Source organism: Corynebacterium sp. c25Ua_47, assembly GCF_039907205.1.
Lineage (GTDB): Bacteria > Actinomycetota > Actinomycetes > Mycobacteriales > Mycobacteriaceae > Corynebacterium > Corynebacterium hiratae.
The window spans coordinates 58,703-81,311 of sequence record NZ_JASBOH010000011.1; the positions used below are offsets into that span (position 1 = coordinate 58,703).

At 60.5% G+C, this 22,609-nt stretch carries 21 protein-coding genes and 3 tRNA genes; 10 read left to right on the forward strand and 14 right to left on the reverse strand.

What is annotated here, in order from left to right:
- Positions 1 to 2: 2 nt before the first annotated feature.
- A complete protein-coding gene (locus QKE52_RS10580) occupies positions 3 to 224 on the reverse strand; it encodes a CopG family transcriptional regulator (RefSeq protein WP_347948760.1) in 222 nt (73 codons plus the stop codon).
- Positions 225 to 303: 79 nt separating this feature from the next.
- On the opposite strand from QKE52_RS10580, the gene gyrA reads away from it, so the two are divergent.
- From gyrA to QKE52_RS10605, 5 genes are all read left to right on the forward strand, one after another.
- The gene (gene gyrA, locus QKE52_RS10585; protein WP_347948761.1) at positions 304 to 2,892 is read left to right on the forward strand and encodes a DNA gyrase subunit A; all 2,589 of its coding nucleotides are present in this window, start codon (positions 304 to 306) and stop codon (positions 2,890 to 2,892) included.
- 3 nt (positions 2,893 to 2,895) lie between these two features.
- Positions 2,896 to 3,243, forward strand: a complete 348-nt coding sequence (locus QKE52_RS10590) for a DUF3566 domain-containing protein (protein WP_046648692.1) — start codon at positions 2,896 to 2,898, stop codon at positions 3,241 to 3,243.
- Positions 3,244 to 3,344: 101 nt separating this feature from the next.
- Positions 3,345 to 3,421, forward strand: a tRNA-Ile gene (locus tag QKE52_RS10595).
- 9 nt (positions 3,422 to 3,430) lie between these two features.
- Positions 3,431 to 3,503 (forward strand) — tRNA-Ala (locus QKE52_RS10600).
- 492 nt (positions 3,504 to 3,995) lie between these two features.
- Positions 3,996 to 5,747 (forward strand): hypothetical protein, encoded by a 1,752-nt coding sequence (locus tag QKE52_RS10605; protein ID WP_175974101.1) that lies wholly within the window; start codon positions 3,996 to 3,998, stop codon positions 5,745 to 5,747.
- Between the two features lie 225 nt (positions 5,748 to 5,972).
- Here the strand turns inward: QKE52_RS10605 and QKE52_RS10610 are convergent, their stop codons facing one another.
- The gene (locus tag QKE52_RS10610; protein WP_347948762.1) at positions 5,973 to 6,887 is read right to left on the reverse strand and encodes a polysaccharide deacetylase family protein; all 915 of its coding nucleotides are present in this window, start codon (positions 6,885 to 6,887) and stop codon (positions 5,973 to 5,975) included.
- Positions 6,888 to 7,074: 187 nt separating this feature from the next.
- Here QKE52_RS10610 and QKE52_RS10615 point away from each other — a divergent pair.
- Positions 7,075 to 7,147 (forward strand) — tRNA-Ala (locus QKE52_RS10615).
- 59 nt (positions 7,148 to 7,206) lie between these two features.
- On the opposite strand, the gene QKE52_RS10620 is transcribed toward QKE52_RS10615, so the two are convergent.
- The 5 genes from QKE52_RS10620 to QKE52_RS10640 all read right to left on the reverse strand — a co-directional run bounded on the left by QKE52_RS10620 (position 7,207) and on the right by QKE52_RS10640 (position 12,431).
- Positions 7,207 to 7,737, reverse strand: coding sequence for a GNAT family N-acetyltransferase (locus QKE52_RS10620; protein ID WP_347948763.1), 531 nt, complete (start codon positions 7,735 to 7,737; stop codon positions 7,207 to 7,209).
- Positions 7,738 to 7,755: 18 nt separating this feature from the next.
- A complete protein-coding gene (locus QKE52_RS10625; RefSeq protein ID WP_347948764.1) occupies positions 7,756 to 9,564 on the reverse strand; it encodes an ABC transporter ATP-binding protein in 1,809 nt (602 codons plus the stop codon).
- Positions 9,561 to 11,135 (reverse strand): ABC transporter ATP-binding protein, encoded by a 1,575-nt coding sequence (locus QKE52_RS10630; RefSeq protein WP_347948765.1) that lies wholly within the window; start codon positions 11,133 to 11,135, stop codon positions 9,561 to 9,563. The genes QKE52_RS10625 and QKE52_RS10630 overlap by 4 nt, the downstream gene beginning before the upstream one ends.
- A gap of 83 nt (positions 11,136 to 11,218) precedes the next feature.
- Positions 11,219 to 11,422: a hypothetical protein gene (locus QKE52_RS10635; RefSeq protein WP_049156598.1), complete on the reverse strand. Its 204-nt coding sequence runs from the start codon at positions 11,420 to 11,422 to the stop codon at positions 11,219 to 11,221.
- Positions 11,423 to 11,588: 166 nt separating this feature from the next.
- Complete coding sequence (locus QKE52_RS10640) at positions 11,589 to 12,431, reverse strand: hypothetical protein (RefSeq protein ID WP_347948767.1); 843 nt, start codon at positions 12,429 to 12,431, stop codon at positions 11,589 to 11,591.
- A 363-nt stretch (positions 12,432 to 12,794) separates the two neighbouring features.
- Here QKE52_RS10640 and QKE52_RS10645 point away from each other — a divergent pair, with 363 nt between their 5' ends.
- On the forward strand, positions 12,795 to 13,718 hold the full coding sequence (locus QKE52_RS10645) for a methylenetetrahydrofolate reductase (RefSeq protein ID WP_046648671.1): 924 nt from the start codon (positions 12,795 to 12,797) through the stop codon (positions 13,716 to 13,718).
- The gene (metE, locus tag QKE52_RS10650; RefSeq protein ID WP_347948768.1) at positions 13,715 to 15,979 is read left to right on the forward strand and encodes a 5-methyltetrahydropteroyltriglutamate--homocysteine S-methyltransferase; all 2,265 of its coding nucleotides are present in this window, start codon (positions 13,715 to 13,717) and stop codon (positions 15,977 to 15,979) included. The genes QKE52_RS10645 and metE overlap by 4 nt, the downstream gene beginning before the upstream one ends.
- 4 nt (positions 15,980 to 15,983) lie before the next feature.
- Here metE and QKE52_RS10655 read toward each other — a convergent pair whose 3' ends face one another.
- Entirely contained in the window at positions 15,984 to 16,634 is a 651-nt protein-coding gene (locus QKE52_RS10655; protein WP_347948769.1) for an HAD family hydrolase, read from the reverse strand.
- A gap of 69 nt (positions 16,635 to 16,703) precedes the next feature.
- Here QKE52_RS10655 and QKE52_RS10660 point away from each other — a divergent pair, with 69 nt between their 5' ends.
- Entirely contained in the window at positions 16,704 to 17,234 is a 531-nt protein-coding gene (locus QKE52_RS10660; RefSeq protein ID WP_070444478.1) for a peptidylprolyl isomerase, read from the forward strand.
- A gap of 71 nt (positions 17,235 to 17,305) precedes the next feature.
- Complete coding sequence (locus tag QKE52_RS10665) at positions 17,306 to 17,950, forward strand: rhomboid family intramembrane serine protease (protein ID WP_347948770.1); 645 nt, start codon at positions 17,306 to 17,308, stop codon at positions 17,948 to 17,950.
- Between the two features lie 310 nt (positions 17,951 to 18,260).
- Here QKE52_RS10665 and QKE52_RS10670 read toward each other — a convergent pair whose 3' ends face one another.
- The 6 genes from QKE52_RS10670 to QKE52_RS10695 all read right to left on the reverse strand — a co-directional run bounded on the left by QKE52_RS10670 (position 18,261) and on the right by QKE52_RS10695 (position 22,608).
- Positions 18,261 to 18,899 (reverse strand): response regulator transcription factor, encoded by a 639-nt coding sequence (locus tag QKE52_RS10670; protein ID WP_070710516.1) that lies wholly within the window; start codon positions 18,897 to 18,899, stop codon positions 18,261 to 18,263.
- Positions 18,896 to 20,029, reverse strand: coding sequence for a histidine kinase (locus QKE52_RS10675; RefSeq protein WP_070716730.1), 1,134 nt, complete (start codon positions 20,027 to 20,029; stop codon positions 18,896 to 18,898). Before QKE52_RS10675 ends, QKE52_RS10670 begins: the two co-directional genes overlap by 4 nt.
- 10 nt (positions 20,030 to 20,039) lie before the next feature.
- Entirely contained in the window at positions 20,040 to 20,867 is an 828-nt protein-coding gene (locus tag QKE52_RS10680) for a hypothetical protein (RefSeq protein ID WP_347948771.1), read from the reverse strand.
- A gap of 2 nt (positions 20,868 to 20,869) precedes the next feature.
- Positions 20,870 to 21,529, reverse strand: a complete 660-nt coding sequence (locus QKE52_RS10685; protein WP_070710525.1) for an ABC transporter ATP-binding protein — start codon at positions 21,527 to 21,529, stop codon at positions 20,870 to 20,872.
- Between the two features lie 128 nt (positions 21,530 to 21,657).
- Entirely contained in the window at positions 21,658 to 21,903 is a 246-nt protein-coding gene (locus QKE52_RS10690; protein ID WP_083315630.1) for a ribbon-helix-helix domain-containing protein, read from the reverse strand.
- 51 nt (positions 21,904 to 21,954) lie between these two features.
- Complete coding sequence (locus QKE52_RS10695; protein ID WP_347948772.1) at positions 21,955 to 22,608, reverse strand: response regulator transcription factor; 654 nt, start codon at positions 22,606 to 22,608, stop codon at positions 21,955 to 21,957.
- Position 22,609: the final 1 nt, after the last annotated feature.

A 22,609-nucleotide genomic window follows, 5' to 3' on the forward strand; every position in this document is an offset into this window, starting at 1 on the left:
ATTCACTGATGCACCTCTCGTGCTCGGCGGATCTCCGCCTCCAATTCCGAGCGCCCGGGCAGCAGCCGGCGGGCGGTGTCTTGCACAGCGGCATCCGACAAGGTCCGTGCGGCCGCCGCGATGATGGCGCGCACCACCGCCTCGTGCTTGGAAGTACCTTGCGCGGAAGCCAATAAGGTCAGCGCGTGGTCTTGCTCTGGGGTCAGGCGCAGTGTCATAGCCATGGTGGGAATGGTATCACCGTGATACCACTACTGCGCCAGAAACAGCCTCAGAGGTCCTTAAACGGTACGATAGGGCCTTATGAGTGATAACAACGGTGATCTTTTCGATCGCATCCAACCAATTGACATCAATGAGGAGATGGAGTCGAGCTACATCGACTACGCCATGTCCGTCATCGTCGGCCGCGCCCTGCCGGAGGTGCGCGACGGCCTCAAGCCGGTTCACCGTCGCATCCTCTACGCCATGTATGACTCCGGCTACCGCCCGGACCGTGGCTATGTAAAGTCCGCGCGTCCGGTCTCGGACACGATGGGCCAGTTCCACCCGCACGGTGACGTCGCCATCTACGACACCCTCGTGCGCTTGGCCCAGCCGTGGAACATGCGCTACCCGCTGGTCGACGGCCAAGGTAACTTCGGCTCCCGCGGTAATGACGGCCCGGCAGCTATGCGTTACACCGAGTGCCGCATGACGCCGCTGGCCATGGAGATGGTCCGCGATATCCGCGAAAACACCGTCGACTTCGCACCGAACTACGACGGCAAGACGCAGGAACCGACGATTCTGCCCTCCCGCGTTCCGAACCTGCTGATGAACGGTTCCGGCGGTATCGCTGTTGGTATGGCCACCAACATTCCGCCGCACAACCTGAACGAGCTGGCGGAAGCCATTTACTGGCTGCTGGATAACCCGAATGCTTCCGAGGAAGAAGCTTTGGCTGCCTGTATGGAGCGCGTTAAGGGCCCGGATTTCCCGACTGCGGGCCTCATCGTGGGTGACCAGGGCATCAAGGATGCCTACACCACCGGCCGCGGTTCCATCCGCATGCGCGGCGTGACCTCCATTGAGGAGGTGGGCAACCGCCAGACCATCGTTATCACTGAGCTGCCCTACCAGGTCAACCCGGACAACATGATTTCCAATATCGCGGAGTCTGTGGTCAACGGCAAGATCGCCGGAATCGCCAAGATCGAGGATGAATCCTCCGACCGCGTGGGTATGCGCATCGTGGTCACCCTCAAGCGTGACGCCGTAGCCCGCGTTGTCCTTAATAACCTGTACAAGCACTCCCAGCTGCAGACCTCCTTCGGCGCCAACATGCTTTCCATCGTGGATGGCGTGCCGCGCACCCTGCGCCTGGATCAGATGCTGAGCTACTACGTGGCCCACCAGATCGAGGTCATCGTCCGCCGTACCCAGTACCGCCTCGATGAGGCCGAAAAGCGCGCCCACATTCTGCGCGGTCTGGTTAAGGCGCTCGACATGCTCGATGAGGTCATCGCGCTCATCCGCCGTTCCCCCACGGTTGATGAGGCACGCGAGGGCCTAAAGGCGCTTCTTGACGTCGACGATGTCCAGGCCGATGCCATCCTTGCCATGCAGCTGCGCCGCCTGGCCGCGCTGGAGCGCCAGAAGATTATCGATGAGTTGGCGGAGATCGAGGAGATCATCGCGGACCTCAAGGACATCCTGGCCCGTGAGGAGCGCCAGCGTCAGATCGTCCACGATGAGCTGGAGGAGATCGTCGAAAAGTACGGCGATGAGCGCCGTACCCAGATCGTTGCCGCTTCCGGCGACGTCAGCGATGAGGACCTCATCGCTCGCGAGAACGTCGTGGTCACCATTACCGCTACTGGCTACGCCAAGCGCACCAAGGTCGATGCTTACAAGGCCCAGAAGCGCGGCGGCAAGGGCGTGCGCGGCGCGGAGCTGAAGCAGGATGACATTGTGAAGAACTTCTTCGTCTGCTCCACGCACGATTGGATCCTGTTCTTCACCAACTTCGGCCGCGTCTACCGCCTCAAGGCCTACGAGCTTCCGGAGGCGGGCCGCACCGCTCGTGGCCAGCACGTGGCTAACCTGCTGGAGTTCCAGCCGGAGGAGAAGATCGCTCAGGTCATTCAGATCCAGTCCTACGAGGACGCCCCATACCTGGTCCTTGCTACCCAGCAGGGCCGCGTAAAGAAGTCCCGACTGACCGATTACGAGTCCGCACGTTCCGCCGGCCTCATCGCTATCAACCTCAACGAGGGCGATGCGCTGATCGGCGCCCAGCTGGTCAACGAGGGCGATGACATCCTGCTGACCTCTGAGCAGGGTCAGGCAATCCGCTTCACCGCGGACGATGACCAGCTGCGCCCGATGGGCCGCGCTACCGCCGGCGTGAAGGGCATGCGCTTCCGCGGCGATGACCAGCTGCTGTCCATGTCCGTGGTCAATGACGGCCAGTTCCTCCTGGTAGCTACCTCCGGCGGTTACGGCAAGCGCACCGCCATTGAGGAGTACACCCCGCAGGGCCGCGGTGGCCTCGGCGTGATGACCTTCAAGTACACGCCAAAGCGCGGCAAGCTCATTGCAGCAATCGCCGTCGACGAGGACGACGAGATCTTTGCCATCACCTCTGCAGGTGGTGTTGTCCGCACCGAAGTCAACCAGATTCGCCCGAGCTCCCGCGCCACCATGGGCGTGCGCTTGGTCAACCTGGCCGACGACGTCGAGCTGCTGGCTATCGACCGCAATGTTGAAGACGACGGTGAGGAGGACGCCCAGGCAGTTGCCAAGGGTGAAAAGTCTGTCGAGGACGTCAAGCCCGAACACCTCAAGCTTGGAGAGAACTCCAAGCCGGAAAAGGGCGAAGACAAGGACTCCGATAAGGACGAGGAGTAACCCATGATTGGACGAGAGCTTCAACTAGCCCGGATTTCGCCCATGTCGGCGTTCCGCGTTGGCTTGGCCATGTCCCTCGTCGGCCTCGTGGCCTGGATCATCGCCGTGTGCCTGCTGTACATCGGCCTTGACCAGGCGGGCATCTGGGATTCCCTCAACAGCCTTGTTGGCGGTGTCGGCGGCGGATTTGAGGTCTCCTTCGGATTGGTAGTCTCTGCAGCCGCCCTGTTCGGCGCCATCATCGCCGTCCTGATGACGATCCTGGCGCCGCTCATGGCTGTTATATATAACGCCATCGTGGACGTCTTCGGTGGATTCAAGATCCGCCTGCAAGATGAGCCGCATCAATAGCGATACAAAGTGAAGTAAAACCAGCTTCAAATACTGCATATGACCAGGCGATTTGTAATAAATCGCCGGTCCTATGTAGAGTAACTACTCGTTCCGGTCAAGGGCCTATAGCTCAGTCGGTTAGAGCGCATCGCTGATAACGATGAGGTCGCTGGTTCGATTCCAGCTAGGCCCACCACGGAACAATGGGGCATTAGCTCAATTGGTAGAGCATCTGCTTTGCAAGCAGAAGGTCAGGAGTTCGATTCTCCTATGCTCCACAATATAAATAAGGAAAGACGCTCAGCGACGACAACGAAGCTGGGTGTCTTTCCTTTTTCCACTTAAGCCCCACGAAGGCCCACAGGAACCACCCGTTCCAGGTATCAGGGGGAGTGAGGGGTGAAAATTGGGCCGACACCCTAGCAAGTGCAATGACATTCGTGTAATTATTACCCAGATAGGGGTAGTTCATTCACAGTTGTCACAAAGGTTCGAAATAGTTTCAATTTCAACTCCTGTATAGAAGAAGGCCATCTACCAGCAAAAATGCGAGGCATCGCCGCCAGCTGGTTGGAAAAAGTTTAAAAATAAGTTGTGTTTGACTGGAAAGACCCGCCAGACTTCGATAATCTTGCTGCAGCGACAAAAGCTGCACTACTCGTTGAGAATGTGAAGATCATTCATGAAGAACGATTGCTAGCGTCGCCCTACACGACGGTTATCGTAAGATAATTTTCACAGTCCGACCTCAACTCTCATAGGGGAATTACATGTTCAAGAACCGTGTTCGCACCGCCGCTCTCGCAGGTGCTATCGCAGTTGCCACCGGTGTCTCCGGTGTTGCAGTCCCGGCTTTCGCTCAGGACACCAACACTTCCAACATCCAGGGCGGCGGCTTCAACGAGCCGGACGCATCCCTGGGCAAGGACGTTGAAGCTAAGAACGTCACCGAGGCTCAGCTCCGCGATCTCGTAGCTGCAACCGACCACTACATCGTTAACAACAACCAGTTTGTTGAGCTGTTCAATGCAGCTTCTAACGCCAACACCGATGGTCTTGACCGCTCTGAGCAGGCAGACCACAAGGCTTACCAGGCTGCAGCCAACGAGGCTACCAAGCAGCTCGCACAGGCTGAGAAGAACGTTCAGGCTGCTCGCGCTTCCGTAGCTTACGCTCTGCAGAATGACAAGTCCGCAGACAAGGCTTGGGAGAACTACGAAGAGAAGGCCTTCGACTACAACACCACCGTCACCAACATCTCCGGTGGCAAGGTTTACGGCGACGGCGAGCCTAAGGAAGGCCTGCTGGCAAGCGACCTGAAGAAGGCCGAGGAGCTTTCGAAGAAGGTTAACCTTCCGGCACTTCAGGCTCCGAAGCTGAACCAGGTTGATCCGGAGGACTTCAACTCCGTTCAGAAGACCCCGGCAGAGAACATCAAGATCTTCGAAGAGACCATCGAGACCTACAAGGAGCGCCTCGATTACACCGGTTGGCGCGGTGCTGATGAGTCCGATAAGAACTACATCGACCGTGACTACATCCCGCTCGTTAAGGAGCTGATCGCTGACGCTGAGATGCTGCTCGAGCAGCTGAAGGCAGACGGTGCAGAGCTGGAAGAGGCTCGCAAGGCCGCCCTCGAGGCTTCCCGCGGTGCTCAGGGTAGCGACATCCTCGTACGCCAGGGCTACCTGGACCAGGCATACGCTCAGGTCCGCGTCCTGCGCGCAATGGAGACCGAGTTCGCTATCGGCGCTCGCGTCCTCGAGCTGCGTGAGTCTGACGAGAACGGCACCGTCGTTGTTAACGGCGAGCAGAAGACCCTGCGCGAGGCTTACGCTGAGCTCATCGCTCACAACACCGGCATTGTCTCCAAGGCCAAGAACGAAAACTACGAGGCTTACAAGGCACAGAAGGAGAAGTTCAAGGGCTTCAAGAACTGGGCTTCCGACAAGGCTAACTTCGACGGCAACCGCATCTGGGCTCCGCAGATTCCGGCCGACTTCGTGGACCCGGAGAGCCCGTGGGGCAACACCCTGGTCGCTGTCTGGGACGGCGGCACCGACGAGGAGCGCCTCGACTACCTGGCAATGAAGGTTGCTGCTCAGCAGGACTTCTTCGGCCCGAACAACACCAACCTTGAGTACGAAGAGGCTTACCGCCAGGTCCTCAACGCTGACAATGGCGTTAAGAAGGACATCGCTGACTCCAAGGCTGCTGAGGAGCAGGCTAAGGCTGAGAAGGAGCGCGCTGAGCAGGAGGCCAAGGAGCGCCAGCGTATCGCTGACGCCCTCGAGAACCTGGCTAACGGTGGCAACAAGGGCGGCGACAACGGCTCCAACGACGGCGCTACCAAGCCGGGCAACAACAAGGACGACAAGTCCTCCGACATCAAGGACAAGCTGTCCAACGATGGCAAGCCGACCCCGCTCGCTATCTTCGGCATCGTCGCTGGTGTCCTGGCCGCAATCGCAGCTGCTTTCCCGGCAATTGCTAAGGCTCTGAACATCAAGCTCCCCTTCTAATTCAAGCTAGCTTGAATCGGCTTCGCCCCTAACGGAGCCAGAGCTTAGGAAGCACCCCACCAAATGGTGGGGTGCTTCTTTTTGGTTTGTTAGCCCAGCTCCGAACCGGATACACGGATTGTTCCCATTTCAGACGGACTCGCGCAAAGAAGACGCCGTAGGAGCAAGCTATTGTCTTAGCTTGCTCCTACGGCATGAGCTGATTTAGGGGTGTTGCCTTGTCGTCTAGCTGCTGAGGTACTGGCGTCCAGGTTCGGGGTTAGGGATGAGGGTGTCTAGCGATACTGGCTCTAAACCTTTGGCGCGGAGGCCGTCAATAACGCATGGGGCGGCGTCGACAGTCGTGGCGTGAATGTCATGCATGAGGATGATGTCGCCTGCTTGGGCGCCGTCAACGGCTGCTGCGCAGATATGGTCGGAGTTGCGGTCCTTCCAATCTAGGGTGTCAACGCTCCAGAGGGCTTGTGCTTGTCCGTTGTTCTTGGCCGCGTTGGCGACGGTTTGGTTTGTTGCGCCATACGGTGGGCGTACCCAACGAGGGCTCTCTCCTGTTGCTGCCGTGATGGCAGCGGCACCTGATTTGATTTCCGCGTCAACCTCATTCGCGGGAAGCTTGTTTAGTTCGCGGTGTGTATCGGTGTGGTTGCCAACTGTGTGGCCCTCCGCTTTCATGCGGCGGAGGAGCTCGGGATGGGCATAGGCATTGGGAGCTAGGACCATAAAGCTGGCGTGCGCGTCCTTGGCCTTCAAGGTGTCGAGAAGTTGGCCCGTCAATGCATCCGGGCCATCGTCGTAAGTGATGGCTACGCAATTGGAGCAGGTATCGTCCGCTATTGATTGGGATTTCGCCTTCTCAGTCTGGTTGGGCTTGTCTGCTTGTGGCTTCGTGCTCTGCTTCGTTACCGGGCGTGAGGAACCCGCAAAGACGGGATTCTCCTGAAGCTCCTTGGGCAGGGCCTTGTAGGCCTCGTACTCGATGCGGTCTACTTCCTTGCGCATGTCCTGCACAGTCGGAATCGTTGGCTGCGGGATGGATGGCTGCGGCAGTGTGGGTAGCCGTTGGGCAGTTGCCTGCTGTGGCACCGTAACGGTGGCAGCCAACGTGAGGGCGGCTACGGAGCGGAGGAGTATTCGGCGCATGACGACCTTCCACTAAAGTTTCAGAGACGACTCATTGTCCCTCTTCCGCGTGTTGTTTTCTCAGGTGACACGCAACTAATGAGGAGTGAGTTAACTAAAGTGACGAAAGTTACCGCGCTTGGTGGGGACTCTTCTGCCGGTCATGATTTCGTAGATGGGCGTACAAGGAGTACGCTATGTAGCTGCTGGGGCATTAGCTCAATTGGTAGAGCATCTGCTTTGCAAGCAGAAGGTCAGGAGTTCGATTCTCCTATGCTCCACAAGGCGCTCACTATGTGAGCGCCTTTTATGTTTTCTGCTCAGGTTTTCTGCTGGTTGATCAGTTTTCTTCTGATGTGGCCTTGTCGAAGTCCTTGGCATTGGCGTTGCTGTCGAAGCGCTTGACAAGGACGATGTGGCCGTGCCGCTCGCTCACTGGCTCGAAACCCAGGTGGAGGTAGAGGCGATGTGCGCGGTCGTTGTCTTTAGCCACTGAGAGTGAGATGCCTGGGGCGCCCATCTCCCGGGAGAGGTCGGTGGCGGCGTCGATCAGCAGGGTGCCCACTCCTTGGCCCCGGAAGCGGGGCTCCACGGCCAAAGCGAGCTCTGGAATACCTTCCGCCACGTGGCCAAATCCATGGCGCTCAGCCGTACCCCAGTTCAGCCACACGCCACCGGCGGGGACGTGGCCCTCCCAAGCGATGAAACCTCCGCGGGAAGGCTCCCAACCCCCGAGGTAATAGTCGAAACCTTCCTCGAAACCTTCAGGGAGTTCCTTGTGCTCATCGCCGAAAGTATCGGCAAGGAAGTTGATACGGGCCAGATAGGTGCGGTCGGCTTCAGAAAGGGAAAGAAGATGCATGAGCTCCATGGTAGGCGCGGAGAAGACCTATTTCCCATGCTCCCACTGGGCATAGGCCGAGGCATAGCGCCCGCCCAGAGCGATGAGGTCGGCGTGAGTGCCGTCCTCGACGATCTGGCCTTGTTCCATGACGATGATGCGGTCGGCCTCGCGGGCTTGGTCCAGGCGGTGGGCAACGACGAGTGAGGTGCGGTCCTTGGTGACGGCCTTGGCGGCGTGTTCGAGTACCTCGGCGTGCTCGGAGCCGGCCTCGGAGGTGGCCTCATCCATGATGAGTACTGGCGGTTGGCGCAGGATCATGCGGGCCAGTGAGAGCTGTTGCTCGGCCTCCGCGCCGATCTCTTCGTTACCGGCGCCGATGAGCGTGTCTAGGCCTTGGGGAAGCCAGCGCGAATTCTCATCAAGGCCCACGGTGTTGAGCGCGCGCCAGAGTTCCTCATCGCTGGTATCGGGCTTGGCCAGCAGTAGATCGTTGCGCAGCGTGCCGGAGAAGAGGTGGACTTCCTGAGTAATGAGGGCGACGTGCTCGGTGATCCAGGTATTCGGCACCGTGGCGGTATCAATCCCGTCGAGGCTGATGGTGCCCGTTGTGGGGTACTGCAGGCCCGCGACGAGGGAGGCGAGGGTGGATTTGCCCGCGCCGGAGGTGCCCACGAGGGCGGTGGTGGTGCCGGCGGTGAGGGTCAGGGAGACGTCGTTAAGCACGGGCGCCCCACCGGGGTAAGCGTAGGAGAGGTGCTCGATGGTGATGGTGGGGGCGTCGCTAAGCCGGGGAGTGACCTTCTGGTTCGCGCTGGTGTGCGCGCTGTCCTCGAGGGTGGCCAGGGCGACGGCGCGGCCGAGGGAGGTCACGGAATGCTGAATCTCACCGGCGAAGAAGAGGATGTTGAAGACGTGGATCTCTAGGCGCATGACCAAGAGCACGGCGGCGGTGGCCTCACCAGGGGTCAGCCAGCCCCAGATCACCATGGGCACAGACATGAGGACAGAGCCCAGCAGCAGCACCGCGAAGGCGAGGGCGCCCTGGCCAACGATGCGGTTGATGAGCGGAACCTTGTCGCCCCAGGCCTGTACCGTGTCCCAGGAGTAGCGTTCCATGCGCGCGTGCGCCCAGTCTTTGAGGGAGAACTGGCGGAGGGTCTCCAGTGCGCGGATGGTGTCCAGCAGCACGTTGTTGCGGTAAGCCTCCACCGAGGAGACCTCGTTGGCGATGGCAGGGATATCCCGCATGGTGCCGCGGATGAAGGGGTAGAGCAGGCAGCTCACCGCAATGAAGAGCAGGGCATAGGCGGGGTGGATGAAGATCATCATGAGCGCGGTCAGCGGCAGCATGAAGAGGGTGAGTACTAGGCGGTCACCCATCATGGAGATGGCCATGACCACGGTGTCGATGTCCTTGGACAGGCGCGTGATGATGTTGCCGGTACCTAGCTCCATGACGGCCGGCACGGGGGCACCGAGGGTGGAATCTAGTGCTGAGGTGCGCAGATCCACCGAGAGGCGGCGGGTGGTGGAGGTGACCAGGTAGCGGCCCAGGGTGCGGCCGGTGACCTCAACGAGGAAGCCCACCGCGATGACGATGAGTGCGCCGACCATGGCTGTGCGTCCCGTGCCAAGGACGGGAAGCTCCACACCCTGGATGATGTCGACGACGCGTCCGAGCACCTGGGAGACCAGGTTCATCATGATGACGGTGACGGTAAACAGGCCGAAGAAGAGGGCGATGCCGAGCCTGCTGGGGGCGCTGGGCAGGGTCTTCAGAAAACGCAGGCACTCCTGTGGGGAGGCGGGCGCTAAGGCATCCGCGCGGTCTGTGGTGGTGGGGTGGTGGCTCATAGCTCCACCACCTCATCGGCGTTGGCGGCCCACGTGGAGGCGGAGGTGATGACCACGGTGGTCTTGTCGGCGCGCAGTTCGCGCACGCGCTTGGCGACGTCCGCCAGGGTCAACGAATCCAGCCCCGTCGTGGGGTTGTCCAGGACGAGAACGTCGGGATCGAGTGCGAGTGCGCGGGCCAGGGCGACGCGCTGGCGCTGTCCGCCGGAGAGGTTGAGGCCCGCCTCACCAATGGGTGCGGTAGGAAGCTCACCGTCGGGGCCGAAGCCACCAAGGCGGATAACAATGTCCTCGCAGGCGGAGGCGTGCAGGGCGTCGTGGGTTCGGGTTTGGGTTGCCGCGCGCAGCGGATCGACGTTGTCCTGCAGGGTTCCTTCCAGCACGGAGATGCGGTGCGGCGGGCACAAAGCGCCGTTGTCGTTGAGGTAGCGCACCCAGGAATCTACGGTGCTGCGGCCCGCGGCGGTCGTGGGCATCCACACGTGCAGGCCAGGGGAGAGCTCGATGGGCGTGCCGATTGTTTTCTCGGTAGTGGTATCGAGCTGGCCCAGCAGCTCGCTAACACGCTCCACGGAGGCGCGTGCTCTGGCCCAGTTCTCGGTGAGCAGGCCCAGCGATACGCCGAGCGCGGTCAATGCCGGGGGTGCGAGCATGGTAATCGCCATCATGCCGCCGGGGGCAATGTGGCCTTCGAAGGTTTCCCAGGAGGTCCAGGCCAGGATGCCCACCGCGAAGGAGGCGGGGACCATCTGCCGCACCCAGGCCATGAGGGAGGACAGCTTGGCCTCGTGGAGCATGGTGGTTAGGGCTTCGTGAGCGGCGTCGGAAAAGCGCTGGCGGGCAATGTCCTTGGCGCCCAGGCCCTTGATAACGCGGGAACCTTGGGCGAAGTCCGTGGCGAGTGACAACGCGGTGTTTTCCAGCTGGCGGCGGCGCGCAGCAACCTTGGTCAGCGGCTTGGTGGTGGCCCACGAGGCTAGCGCGGTGGCGAGGGCACCGATCAGTAGGGCGGCGGAGACCTGCCAGGAAACCGGAGCGAGGCTGACCACGGCGCCTAGGAGGTAGCCGACCATGACGAGTGGGAAGTTGAGGATCTGCTTGAGTTGGCCGATGTAGTGCGAATCCTCATCCATCGTGTTGAGCAGCCGGCCGGGGCTAATCCCGGCGGTCGAGGCACCCAGCAGCTTATCCAGCAGGTTCAGGCGCAGCGTGTGGGTGGTGCGGGCCTGACTCAGATCCGTGAAAGCATCCGCTGTGGCTTCGCAGATATAGGCGACGAAGAGGATGACCGCGGTGGCCGCAAGCGGCAAGGCTACGGTGCGCCAGGAGGGATCGGAAAAAGCAAACTGCGTAGTGTGGCCGATGATGACCGAGACCAACGCGCCCAGCGGTGCGTTGATGAGGGTGGCGATGAAGATACCGATGACGCCGGTGCGTTGGGCACCCAGCATCCGCCACGTGGCGGCGCCGGGCCGAGAGAAGTCGGTGGTCTCAGTGAGGGATACCTCCCCGGTAGGTGGTTCATCGGGGAGGTACCACGACCACGTCCGCATGCGTGGATAGTGAGTCATAAGGACTCATCTTATAGCGCAATGCGCATAAGGTGGTGATTCAGATTACAGCAAAGAAGGATCGCTGTAACGGGTTGCGCGGCTTAAGCCAAGTGGTAGTTGTCCACGTCGTAGCCGTTGAACTCGCGGTCGACGCCGTAGTCATCGACGGAGGTGAACTGCGTGCCGTTTTCGATGGCAAAGCGCAGGTTATCCACGCGGGTGGACGGATCACCGCTGACGGCACCGGCCGGAAAATAGAAGGTGTCCCCACTCTTGAGCTTGACGATGAGTGATTCGAAGCTCATTCCTGATCTCCTTGCCTACTGCTGATACGGTGGCGGCGCAAAACTGCGCGCGGGCACCGATCCTTCACGATCGATGCCGATTAACCCTCGATTCAAGCAGGTCGGCCCCGTGCAGGCAAAGGAGTGAGATCAAGGCAACGAAACACGCACCCCCAAGGATGGGGGATTAGTTCTCCTCTTCGGTGTGGAGGCGGTGCTTGCCCTCGGACTCGTGGTCGTCGGTGATGCGGGAGGTGTCGGCATCCTTCTTGTCGGCGTTGCTGACCTCGATCTCGGTCTCGACGGCGTCCTGAATAGCGGTTTCTTCCTCGCGGTGCTTGGCCAGCTGCTCATCCAGGGAGCCCAACAGCTCCTCGTCGCGCTCGACGACACCTTCCTCAGCCAGGTCGGACTCCTTCTTGGCATCGTCCTCAGTGGTGGAGGTGTAGACCAAAGTGGAGCCCTGCGGTGCAGACGGGGAGGAGAAGTCTTCGACGCGCGGCGGGACGGCGGACTCCTTCTCCTTCTTCTGGGTGAAGAAGTAGTAGATGCCGCCGCCGATGGCCGCAATGGCGGCAACGAGCGCGGAGATCAGCCAGATCTTCGAGCCCTTCTTCTTGTCCTTACCGCTGATGCGGCGGGCCTTTTTTTCGGCCTTGGAAGCCTTCTTTTTAGCCTGCTTGCGGGCCTTGGAGGCCTTCTTTTCCGCCTGCTTCTGGGTCTTCTCCCACTTCTTGGAGGCCTTGTCCTGGGCCTCCGCGGCAGCCTCGGAGAGCTTCTCGGTGGCTTCTTCGCTGCGTTCCTTCAGGTCCTCCAGGGCGCGCTCGAGGCGGGAGTGCGCGGCCTTGGTTACGGCACCCGCTTCGCGGCGGGCCTCGGAGAACCAATCGCCATCGCGCTCTTCCATGCGGGCGGCGGCGGTCTCCAGGACGGAGTAGGCCTCGCGAGCCTTTTCATCGCGGCGTTCCTTGAGGCGCTCCACCAGGGCGGAGGTGGCGCTGATGGCTGTGGACAGGGCGGCGGGGTTCATGGGCTCAGGTGCTCCTTTATGTCAATACTGAGGTGATTTGTGTTGGACAACTGTTTATGGAGTGATTGTCGGCGCCGAACCGGGGTGTGCCCGCGTTCGCGCTGGATACTCCCTTTCAGCGTAGTGGCGGCGCGCAGGTCCCGCCACCAAATGCGCAAGGCCGCGAGCTGTTCAAAGAAAATAGACAGCTTTGTACGGATGGGGCGGGTTTTTATTCATTGTGGGTTTGCGTTAACGGTGCAGCTGACTGGGTTCTAAAGGTATCATCAATACTAAAACCCTTTCGCGAGAAATGGACAGCTTGGTACGTTTTGGGACATCAACACCGACGATAAACAACGATAACCTGCAGAGGAGGTGAGCATGTCCCCGCGACTTTCCGCATCCGCACCACTAGACCAAATCAGCGAAGATACGCCCAAGGAGCTCAAGCGCACCGCTCTCTCTTTCGAGGTGATCCCGCCGCGCCACGATGCGGACGCTGCCAAGATCGACCGTTTGCTCGCCACGCTCGCCGCGTATAACCCCGATTACATCGCCGTCACCAGCTCCCAACGCTCCGGGTGGCTGGAGGGAACCGCGGCCTTCATTGAGAAGATTTCGCGCGATACCGCGATGCGCCCCCTGGCCCACCTGGCCTGCACCGCCGGCACCGAGAAGGAACTGGAAGCCTGGATCGACACGCTGGTCGACGCCGGAGTCCGCGGCCTGCTCGCCCTCCGCGGCGATCTACCGGAGGGCGGCATGCCCGAAGGTCACCTGCCGCACGCTGATTCCCTGGTCCGGCTCATCCGCCGCTGGGAATCCGACCGCGTGGCGCGCTTGGCGGCCGGCCGCTTGGCGGTGGGCGTGGCCTGCTATCCCAACGGCCACGCCGAGTCCGCGACGCCGGACGAGGACATCGATGTCCTCTTGGCCAAGCAGCGCCTCGGCGCAGACTTCGCCATCACCCAGCTTTTCTTCGACGCGGAGGATTACGTCCGCTTTGCCCAGCGCGCCCGGCTGGCGGGTGTGCGCATTCCGCTCATCCCCGGGATCATGCCTATGACTAGCCGCGCTCGGGTGGAGCGAATGTGCCAGCTGTCCGGGTTGGACGGGCCGACCAAGGTCCTTGACCAGCTCGCGGCAGCGACCTCCCCCGAGGAAGAGAAAGAAATCGGCATGCAGATTACGGCCTCGTTGGCGAAGTCGGTGATGAACGCCGGCGCCGACGGGCTGCACATCTACACGCACAACAATCCAGACATTACGACTGACCTGCTTAATCGAATTGGAGTCATCCCATGACCGCATCCTTCCCCAAGGCCACAATTGAGGGCTACCCACGAGTCGGTGCCCACCGCGAGCTCAAGCGCGCGCTGGAGTCCTATTGGTCCGGCAAGATCGACGCCGAGACCTTCGAATCCGCCGCGCACTCCCTGCGCCTCGACACCTACGCCCGCCTCAAGGAGCTGGGCCTCACGGAGGATTACGCCATCCCGGCCGATGTTGCCTACTACGACCATGTCCTCGAGACCGCGCTGACCGTGGGCGCTGCCCAGGGCGAGAGCCTCGATGATGAGTTCACCCTGGCCCGCGGTAACAAGGACACCGCGCCGCTGGAGATGACCAAGTGGTTCGACACCAACTACCACTACATCGTTCCTGAGATCACCGATGACCAGGCTTTTAGCGCCCGCCCGCAGCGCGTGCTGAAGATCGTCGAGGAGGCCCGCGCCGCCGGTCACACCGTGCGCCCAGTCCTCGTCGGCCCGGTGACCCTGCTGGCGCTGTCCAAGCAGGCCGAGGGTGCCACCAAGCAGCCCCTGGACCACCTCGATCAGGCAGTCGAGTCCTACCTCACCGTCTTGGCTGAGCTTCACGACGCCGGCGTCGAATGGATTCAGCTCGCCGAGCCCGCCCTGGTCGCCGACCTCGTCGCCGCTGACGACTCCACCCTCGCCGCCGCACTCAAGAGTGCCTACGGCCGCATCCTGAGCGCGGAGAAGCGCCCGCAGGTTTACCTGACCACGCCCTATGGTTCCCTCAACGCTGGCCTCGATGTCATCGCCGAGCTGCAGCCGGAAGCGGTCCAGGTGGATCTGTCCGTCGGCACCCTGGCCCTAGATAATTCCTACCTCGAGCGCGTGGCCAAGCTCGCCGAGGCCACCCACCTCGCCGCCGGCCTGGTCGATGGTCGCAACGTCTGGGCCGCCAACCTGCGCGACCTGCGCGAGAAGCTCGAGAGCCTCGGCGAAGGCGTTTCCGTAACCACCTCCGTGTCCCTCCAGCACGTGCCGCACACCGTGGAGGCGGAGACCTCCCTTCCGGTGGACGTCGCCACCTGGTTCGCCTTCGCTGATGAGAAGATCCGCGAGGTCGTCGCACTCGCCGCCGGCCCGCTGGACACCCCGGAGGCCTATGCGCAGGCCGACCGCGCCGTGCGCACCCGCGCCGAGTCCTCCCGCACCCACGACCAGGCAGTGCAGGACCGCACCGCGCAGCTGCCGGAGGGCCAGGTTCAGCGCCAGCCGGAGTTCGCCGAGCGCAACAAGGCACAGGAGGCCCTCGGCCTGCCGCAGCTGCCGACCACCACCATCGGCTCCTTCCCGCAGACTGCTGAGATTCGCGCCGCCCGCGCCGCACACCGCAAGGGCGAGCTCTCCGACGCCGACTACACCGAGGCACTGCGCAACGAGGTGAAGTCCGTCATCGAGCTGCAGGAGCGCCTGGGCCTGGACGTCCTGGTCCACGGCGAGCCGGAGCGCAACGACATGGTGCAGTACTTCGCCGAGCTTCTCGACGGCTTCGTCGTCACCGAGAACGGTTGGGTCCAGTCCTACGGCTCCCGTTGCACCCGTCCGCCAATCGTCGTCGGCGACATCTCCCGCCCGAAGGCCATGACCACCGAGTGGGCGAAGTTCGCGCAGTCCCTGTCCGAGAAGCACGTCAAGGGCATGCTCACCGGCCCGGTGACCATCCTGGCCTGGTCCTTCGTGCGCGATGACGTCCACCAGTCCGTCTCGGCCGACCAGCTTGGCGTAGCGCTGGCCGACGAAGTCCGCGACCTCGAGGAAGCCGGCATCGACATCATCCAGATCGACGAGCCCGCCCTGCGCGAGCTGCTGCCGCTGCGTGAGCAGGACCGCAAGGCCTACCTCGACTGGGCGGTGCGTTCCTTCCGCCTCGTAGCGCTCGAGGCCAAGCCAACCACCCAGATTCACACCCACCTCTGCTACTCGGAGTTCGGCCAGATCATCGACGCCGTCGCCGGCCTCGACGCCGACGTCACCTCCATCGAGGCGGCCCGCTCCCGCATGGAGCTGCTGGAGGACATCGATGAGAAGTTCCACTCTGAGATCGGCCCGGGTATCTATGACATCCACTCCCCGCGCATCCCGTCCGTGGCGGAGATGGCCGAGCTCATCCGCGCGGCACTCAAGAACGTGCCGGTCGAGCGCCTGTGGGTCAACCCGGACTGCGGCCTGAAGACCCGCGGCTATGAGGAGACCGAGGCCTCCCTGCGCAACATGGTCCTCGCCCGCGACGAGGTCCGCGCCAGCCTCTAGGGGTTTAAATCTTTGGATTTAAACCGTTCGTCGCCGTCAGCTCACTGAGCGCGGCGATGTCTCCGTTTCCGGCCCTATCGAAGTGCAGCGCCTTGAGCCCCGCGGCCCGGGCACCCTCGACGTCGTTGGCCACCGAATCACCCACCATGAGAGTGGCGCCCGGTTCCACCTTTAAGCGCCGACAGGCTTCGAGGTAGGCCTCTCGGTGCGGTTTTGGCTTAGCCATCTCCACGGTGGGAAAGAGCTCCACCCCTGGCAGGTCGAGTCCGCCTGCCTTGAGCTTGCCCTCCTGCATCTCACGGGCCCCGTTCGTCAAAATGCCCACTTTGAGGCCCAGGGATAGGACATGCTGGAGGGTGGGGAGGGCGTCGCCAAGCGCCTGCCAATGCTTCTCGTAGGCGGCCAGATACTTGTCATATTCCGCCAGCGCCTCCTGCTCCGTCATCTCCGGGCGGCCCAGGAACTCGCGGCAGCGCTCCACGCGCTGGCCCTGGTGGGAGACCTCGCCGCGCTCGTAGGCGGCAAACCACTTACGCTCAATCTCGGCGAAGCGCTTGTGGTGCCCGCCCGGCAGCCACTCCTCAACGGCCGCATGCATCGCGGCGGTGTGGTCCATGAGGGTGTCATCGAGATCGAAGAGAATGGCGCGAATCATGCTTGTAACCCTACGCAGATCGCTGACAGCGTCGCGCCGGAACAACGCATTGGTGGAAATTTCCATACAATGGCTGGCATGACTCAGAAGACCGCAACTGCAACGATGCACACCAACTACGGTGACATTGTTATCGACCTGTTCGGTAACCACGCACCGGTAACCGTTGAGAACTTCATCGGCCTGGCTAAGGGCGAGAAGGACTACACCACCCAGAACGCCAAGGGTGAGCAGTCTGGCCCGTTCTACGATGGCGCTATCTTCCACCGCGTCATCGACCAGTTCATGATCCAGGGCGGTGACCCGACTGGCACCGGCCGTGGCGGCCCCGGCTACCAGTTCCAGGATGAGTTCCACCCGGAGCTCCAGTTTGACCGCCCGTTCCTGCTGGCCATGGCGAATGCCGGCCCGGGCACCAACGGCTCCCAGTTCTTCATCACCGTGGCGCCGACCCCGCACCTGAACAACCACCACACCATTTTCGGTGAGGTCACCGATGCGGCTTCTCAGGACGTGGTGTCCAAGATTGCTAAGGTCTCCACCGACCGCATGGACCGTCCGGCTGAGGACGTTGTCATCGAGTCCATCGAGATCGCCTAAGCGTTCTTAACTTTTCATCCGAGCCCGCTGCCACGTGATGTGGTGGCGGGCTCGTTGTTTTAGGAGTCTGCGTGAAAAATTATCTTCGTTCGGCGCCAGTCACCATGGTGTTCATGGTGCTGTGCATTGGGGCATGGTTGGTCACGGCCATCCAGGCCAAGACCCTGGTTACCCCGTATTACAAAAGCTCCTTGGCTCAGGACTGGACGTTGTGGGGGCCGGATGTGGCCGCTCACCCCTCCATGGTGCTCACGGCTGGATTCATGCATCTCGACGCCGGGCACCTCCTCGTCAACATGGTGATGCTGTTCTTTGTGGGCAGGGAAGTAGAACGCGCCCTGGGCAGTGCGCTGTATGCGGCGGCCTATCTCATCTCCATTGTGGGCTCTTCCGCCGCAGTGCTGTGGATGGATTTCGGCACGCCTACGGTGGGCGCCTCCGGAGCCCTGTTCGCGCTCATGGGACTACTCATTGGCGTGTACCGCAGCCGCGGTCTAGACCTGCGCGCGCCCATCGTTCTCGTTGTAGCCAACGTTGTCTACAGCTTCGTGGCGGAGAACGTCTCCGTGTGGGGGCACTTGGGCGGTTTGCTCACAGGACTGCTGTTGGCACCATTCCTCTTTCGCAAACGCACGTGGCTGCGTTGGCTGGGGATTTGGATTATCGGGGTGATAGCTGCTGTTGCAGCGGCGCTGCGAGCTGGGCTTTGGGGATAACTCGGGCGTGTTATCCACCAAAACCTCTGTGCGAAAGAATTCCACATAAGTTATCCACATTGTGGATAACTACATTTTTGTAATTTACCGAACGTGTGCGCCAAGATAACCGCAGATCAGCAGCTTAATCGGTTGTGTTCGAAGTTTTTGTGCGGGCTGTGGGAAGCGTGAAAACACTTATCCACAGGGTGTGGAGAAAAGCTGTGGAATTCGTTTTCCACAGAGTTATCCCCACCCTGTGGATAACTTTGTACCCAAGGTGTTAACAGTGCTCCGGTTGCGGGGTGGTGTTGGGAATCGCTCACCCTAGTTAGCTCACCACTCCTGCGCGAAATGCCCAGATCACGAGCTGTACTCGCGAACTAGCTCCCACTTTGGCCATCGCAGATGACAAATGAGTCTTGACCGTAGAAGGCTCCAAATACAGCTCGCGCCCGATTTCGATGTTGGTCAATCCTTTACCCAGGGCCCGTACGCACTCGAGTTCGCGCGGCGTGAGTAGGGCTGAATCTACCGTGGCCCGCGCTTTCCGCCGACCAAATTCCGCAATCACCCTTTTAGTAACCGCAGCGTCGACCATGCCTTCACCTGAGGCCGCGTGTTTGACGCCTTGAATGAGGTCGGTCATTGGGGAGTCTTTCAGCATGACGCCACAGGCACCGGCTTCGAGGGCGCCAAAGACGTATCCGTCTAGGTCAAAGGTCGTGATCACGATGACTGCTGGGGGATTGTCTTGCTTGTTAATCTCCGTGGTCGCGTAGATACCGTCCCCGTCAGGCATGCGGATGTCGAGGCACACCACGTCAATGTCGCGTGCTTTAGCAGCCGCTATAGCCTCATTTCCAGAAGCTGCCTCAGCCACAACTTGGATCTCTCCGGTGGCCTCGAAGATTGCCTTTAATCCCTGTCTGATCAGAGGTTGGTCATCAACTAACAAGACTCGAATCATGGCTTCCTCCAGGTAATGAGCACCAGCCAACCATCTTCGGTAGGTTCATTGAAAGCGGTTGCACCGACAGCACGGGCGCGCTCTTGGATGCTGATGGTGCCACGGCCCGTGGGGCTATGCGTGAAAGCGCCGCGGGTGATGATCCGCAGTTCATCATCGCTCAGCATGACATCAACAGGCGCGCCTGTTGTATGTTTGCGGGCATTTGTCAGAGCTTCTTGGGTGATTCGATAAGCCGCAATCAACTCGCCCTCCGACAAGTGGGAAGTGTCCGAAAACGTTACTACCTGTCCCAGAGCGCGAACTTCCGAAATTAGCGCAGGTAAATTTGTCGGCTGAGGGATGCGGTGTATTTCGGCATCGGAAACCGAGAGCTTGCCAACGGTCGCGCGGACATCCTGGAGTGCCTTCGTCGTCGACGAGGTCACGTGTTGGAGATGTTCTTTGGCAGCGATGGGGTTGACATCGATGCATGCCTGTGCGGCTTGAGCTTGGATGGCTATGGCTGAGAGGTGATGGGCGGTGGTGTCGTGAAGCTCCCGCGCAATGCGGGCGCGCTCTTCGATAACGGCGTTTTCCTCAGCGAGTTCTGCTTGGCGGGCGAGGGATGCGGTGAGCTCGCGGTTATTGCGGACAGCGAGTCCAATAGCAAAGAGCACAATGAGGGGGAGCATCCAGCCCAGGGCTGTGAGCAGAGTAAAAAGTGGAGGCTCGATTCCTCCCAGCGGTGGCATGGCAATGGCGCGGAGGGTGCCGACAATGAGACCCGAGATAATGAGGGAAATAGAGTCGCGGGTTTTTGACTTCGTGTGCAGCGCTAGCGAAAACGCAGCCACCGAGGCAGCGATACCGTTATAGCCGAGGCTGTGGTCTGCGGTGACGAGACAGTAGAGGGACCACAGGAGCTCAGTAGCAGAAATCCCGAGTAGGACGCTTAAGGGAAATTTACGGCGCCACAGTAGGAGGATGCCTTTGGCAATGATGGCACCAAGAATCAGCCAGAACTGCGCTGGAGACAATGCGGTATTGAAGGGGGTTGGGTCCATCGAGCTAGCCACCAGGAACCCAACGAGGTCAAGGGCTAGAACGATGACAGCGAGAGCGATGTCTCTGGCTGAAAGGCGATCCATGTAGTCCATGTTAAAGATTTGCCCGGTGAAAGCGGGTGAGCCCAAGTCCCATGCTCACAACCGACCAGCTGGCAAGGACAGCTATACCTACCCATGGATTCATAGTCTGCGTTGCCCCCTGTCCACCAGCAATTGACACAGCAGAAGAAGGAAGCCAACTGTAAAAATACGGTTCCCACCCGGCCATGACGCCGATAGTTCCCAAGATCACTCCTGCCATTAACACTGCGACAATAACGCCGATGGCTGGACCGATCCTCCGTATGGCTAAGACGACACCGATGATCGCGAGGGTCAGTAGTAGCACCGCCAAGCTGCCCCGAAGCCACACGACGGCGACGTTAGAAGCAGAAGCAACCAGTGAAACATCATTCATCGGAGCCGCAACCAGTGCGATCAGCGAGTTAAGAACGCAGGCTCCCGCGCACACTAGGAGGACGGTACTAAGTACAACCGTGATCAAAGAACGCACCCATTTCATACGCGAACCAGCGCCAACCACCTTCCACACCACTGCACCGCTGGAAAATGGGTAGCTAGCTGCGGTGATTGTGAGTGCAACAATGGCGATGAGGAAGATTGAAATGCCTGTCGACTGGCCAGAACCTGTGATGTCGAGGGCGGCCAATTGGAAACTGGACGTCGTGGGGTCGGAGCCGTCGATAAGCGCCTGCACCTGTTGGCCCGTAGGACTGTCACCGACTTGTGGCGGGTCAATTTTCAAAAGGAACGGAAGTGCCCACTGCAGGACAGCGCTGATGCCCGCCATCATAACTGCGAGTATGGCGACGATTCGCACGTTCGGGAGGTGACGAAGGGTATAAAACTCGGATTTCACGTCTAGCCTTTCGTAGTGTGGGCGAAGTAGGTGGCTTCAAGGTCGGGGATTTCACTGAGAACGCCTGTGAATGTGGTGTGACCACGAGAAATGATGACTACGTCGTGGGCGACTGCGGCTGCTTCAGCCAGATGATGGGTTGCCATGATAATTGCCTTCCCACGGGAAGCTTCCGCACACAAGACTTCCCCTAACCAACGAATGCCGTCAGGATCAAGACCAGAAGACGGCTCGTCCAAGATGATGATGTCGGGATTTTGTAACAGAGCTCCCGCTAGCGCTATACGACGCTTCATGCCTAACGAGTAGGTTTTGATCTGCCGGTCGCATCGGTGCGACATATCGACCAGCTCTAAAATTTCTTGCACTCGATGCTTATCGACGCCATATAGCCTCGCCATTGCTTGGAGATGCTGACGCCCGGTGAGACTGCTAACGAGGCCGCCATCGTCGAGGAGCAGCCCGATGGTGCCATTGATGTGCTTCGTTCCGGTGGCTTTGACCAACCCGAGGGCAGCCCGGAGCGTGGTGGATTTGCCGGCGCCGTTCGGACCAAGCAAAGCGGTGATCCGTCCGGGAGATGCCGTCAGGTTCGCGCCGTGGACAACCTCATGTCCGGCGAAGGAGACGGTGATGTCTCGAGCAGTGAATGCGGTGTTCATACCTCTGACGATATTGATCAGGGGCATGAGAAACATCGCCTAAGCAGGCAATCTTTTGCCTCCGCCATTTGGGGGAGAAGCCCGTTAATCGAGCAGAGCGCGGTACTGCTTAAGGGTCTCCATTTTCTTTAAATGGCTTTTCTTAATGCTTCACGGATTGCCTGTGACCTAGACCATCCATGGGTTGCGGCATACTTATCCAGGTCCGCAATTTCATTGGGCGAAAGGCGAATCGAGACAATCTTTGCGGCCTGGTTGTCGCGGGGTTTCCGCCCCCGAGTACGAAGAGTCTCCACGTCGTAACCCTTTTCGGCTTCCGTTACCCATTCATCAACTTGCTCTTCGCTAATCGGTTGTCCATTGATGGTTTTCATAACCGTAATCGTATTACGAAAAGGGGTTCTGTCGCTAGAGTGAAGTTCGGACTAGGAACCAGTGCCACCCAGAATCTTCGTCACTAGGTTTAGGCGCGTGCTGGCGCCGAAGATGGTGAGGAGGCGTGAGACGTGCTTCTTCACGGCGGACTCGGAATAGTGGGTGGCGGCGGCGATCTCTGAATTGGAGTTGCCGGCGAGGAGGAGTTTGAGGACGGCTATTTCGGCGTCGTGAAGCTCGTGGCTCTCAATGGCGGCGGCGACGGGATCGCGTGGGGTGGCGGGCTCACCGATGTAGTCGACCAAACGGTGCATGGCGGCGGGTGCCACGACGGTGCCACCCTCCACGGCGGCGCGGACCGCCTCAATGATGGAGCGCGGGCGTTGGTTCTTCAAGATATAGCCCGCGCCGCCCGCCCGCAGGATCTTTAGCATCGTGTCATCCGAGTCGAAGGCGGTCACCGCCAAAAACGTCGGGGGATTCGGTCCGGAGTTAAGGTGCTTGAGCAGCGTAATGCCATCCATGTGCGGCATGTGAATATCGGCGAGGACGAGGTCCGGCTTGGCTTCTTCAAGCTGGTCTAAGCAATCGGCGCCGTTGGTTGCCTCACCGACCACCGTGATGTCCTCGGTGGTCTGGAAATAGACGCGGAGCGTCGAGCGAACGAGCTCATCATCATCAACGAGGAAAACCCGAATGCTCATG

Excerpts from the sequence above, each read along its gene's own strand:
- QKE52_RS10605 (WP_175974101.1), top strand. The coding sequence starts at position 3,996 with ATGTTCAAGAACCGTGTTCGCACCGCCGCTCTCGCAGGTGCTATCGCA.
- QKE52_RS10695 (WP_347948772.1), bottom strand. The coding sequence starts at position 22,608 with ATGAGCATTCGGGTTTTCCTCGTTGATGATGATGAGCTCGTTCGCTCG.
- QKE52_RS10685 (WP_070710525.1), bottom strand. The coding sequence starts at position 21,529 with ATGAACACCGCATTCACTGCTCGAGACATCACCGTCTCCTTCGCCGGA.
- QKE52_RS10625 (WP_347948764.1), bottom strand. The coding sequence starts at position 9,564 with ATGAGCCACCACCCCACCACCACAGACCGCGCGGATGCCTTAGCGCCC.
- QKE52_RS10645 (WP_046648671.1), top strand. The coding sequence starts at position 12,795 with ATGTCCCCGCGACTTTCCGCATCCGCACCACTAGACCAAATCAGCGAA.
- QKE52_RS10660 (WP_070444478.1), top strand. The coding sequence starts at position 16,704 with ATGGCTGGCATGACTCAGAAGACCGCAACTGCAACGATGCACACCAAC.
- QKE52_RS10675 (WP_070716730.1), bottom strand. The coding sequence starts at position 20,029 with ATGGATCGCCTTTCAGCCAGAGACATCGCTCTCGCTGTCATCGTTCTA.
- QKE52_RS10620 (WP_347948763.1), bottom strand. The coding sequence starts at position 7,737 with ATGGAGCTCATGCATCTTCTTTCCCTTTCTGAAGCCGACCGCACCTAT.
- QKE52_RS10635 (WP_049156598.1), bottom strand. The coding sequence starts at position 11,422 with ATGAGCTTCGAATCACTCATCGTCAAGCTCAAGAGTGGGGACACCTTC.
- QKE52_RS10640 (WP_347948767.1), bottom strand. The coding sequence starts at position 12,431 with ATGAACCCCGCCGCCCTGTCCACAGCCATCAGCGCCACCTCCGCCCTG.
- QKE52_RS10580 (WP_347948760.1), bottom strand. The coding sequence starts at position 224 with ATGGCTATGACACTGCGCCTGACCCCAGAGCAAGACCACGCGCTGACC.
- QKE52_RS10670 (WP_070710516.1), bottom strand. The coding sequence starts at position 18,899 with ATGATTCGAGTCTTGTTAGTTGATGACCAACCTCTGATCAGACAGGGA.
- QKE52_RS10655 (WP_347948769.1), bottom strand. The coding sequence starts at position 16,634 with ATGATTCGCGCCATTCTCTTCGATCTCGATGACACCCTCATGGACCAC.
- QKE52_RS10610 (WP_347948762.1), bottom strand. The coding sequence starts at position 6,887 with ATGCGCCGAATACTCCTCCGCTCCGTAGCCGCCCTCACGTTGGCTGCC.
- QKE52_RS10590 (WP_046648692.1), top strand. The coding sequence starts at position 2,896 with ATGATTGGACGAGAGCTTCAACTAGCCCGGATTTCGCCCATGTCGGCG.
- gyrA (WP_347948761.1), top strand. The coding sequence starts at position 304 with ATGAGTGATAACAACGGTGATCTTTTCGATCGCATCCAACCAATTGAC.
- QKE52_RS10690 (WP_083315630.1), bottom strand. The coding sequence starts at position 21,903 with ATGAAAACCATCAATGGACAACCGATTAGCGAAGAGCAAGTTGATGAA.
- metE (WP_347948768.1), top strand. The coding sequence starts at position 13,715 with ATGACCGCATCCTTCCCCAAGGCCACAATTGAGGGCTACCCACGAGTC.
- QKE52_RS10630 (WP_347948765.1), bottom strand. The coding sequence starts at position 11,135 with ATGACTCACTATCCACGCATGCGGACGTGGTCGTGGTACCTCCCCGAT.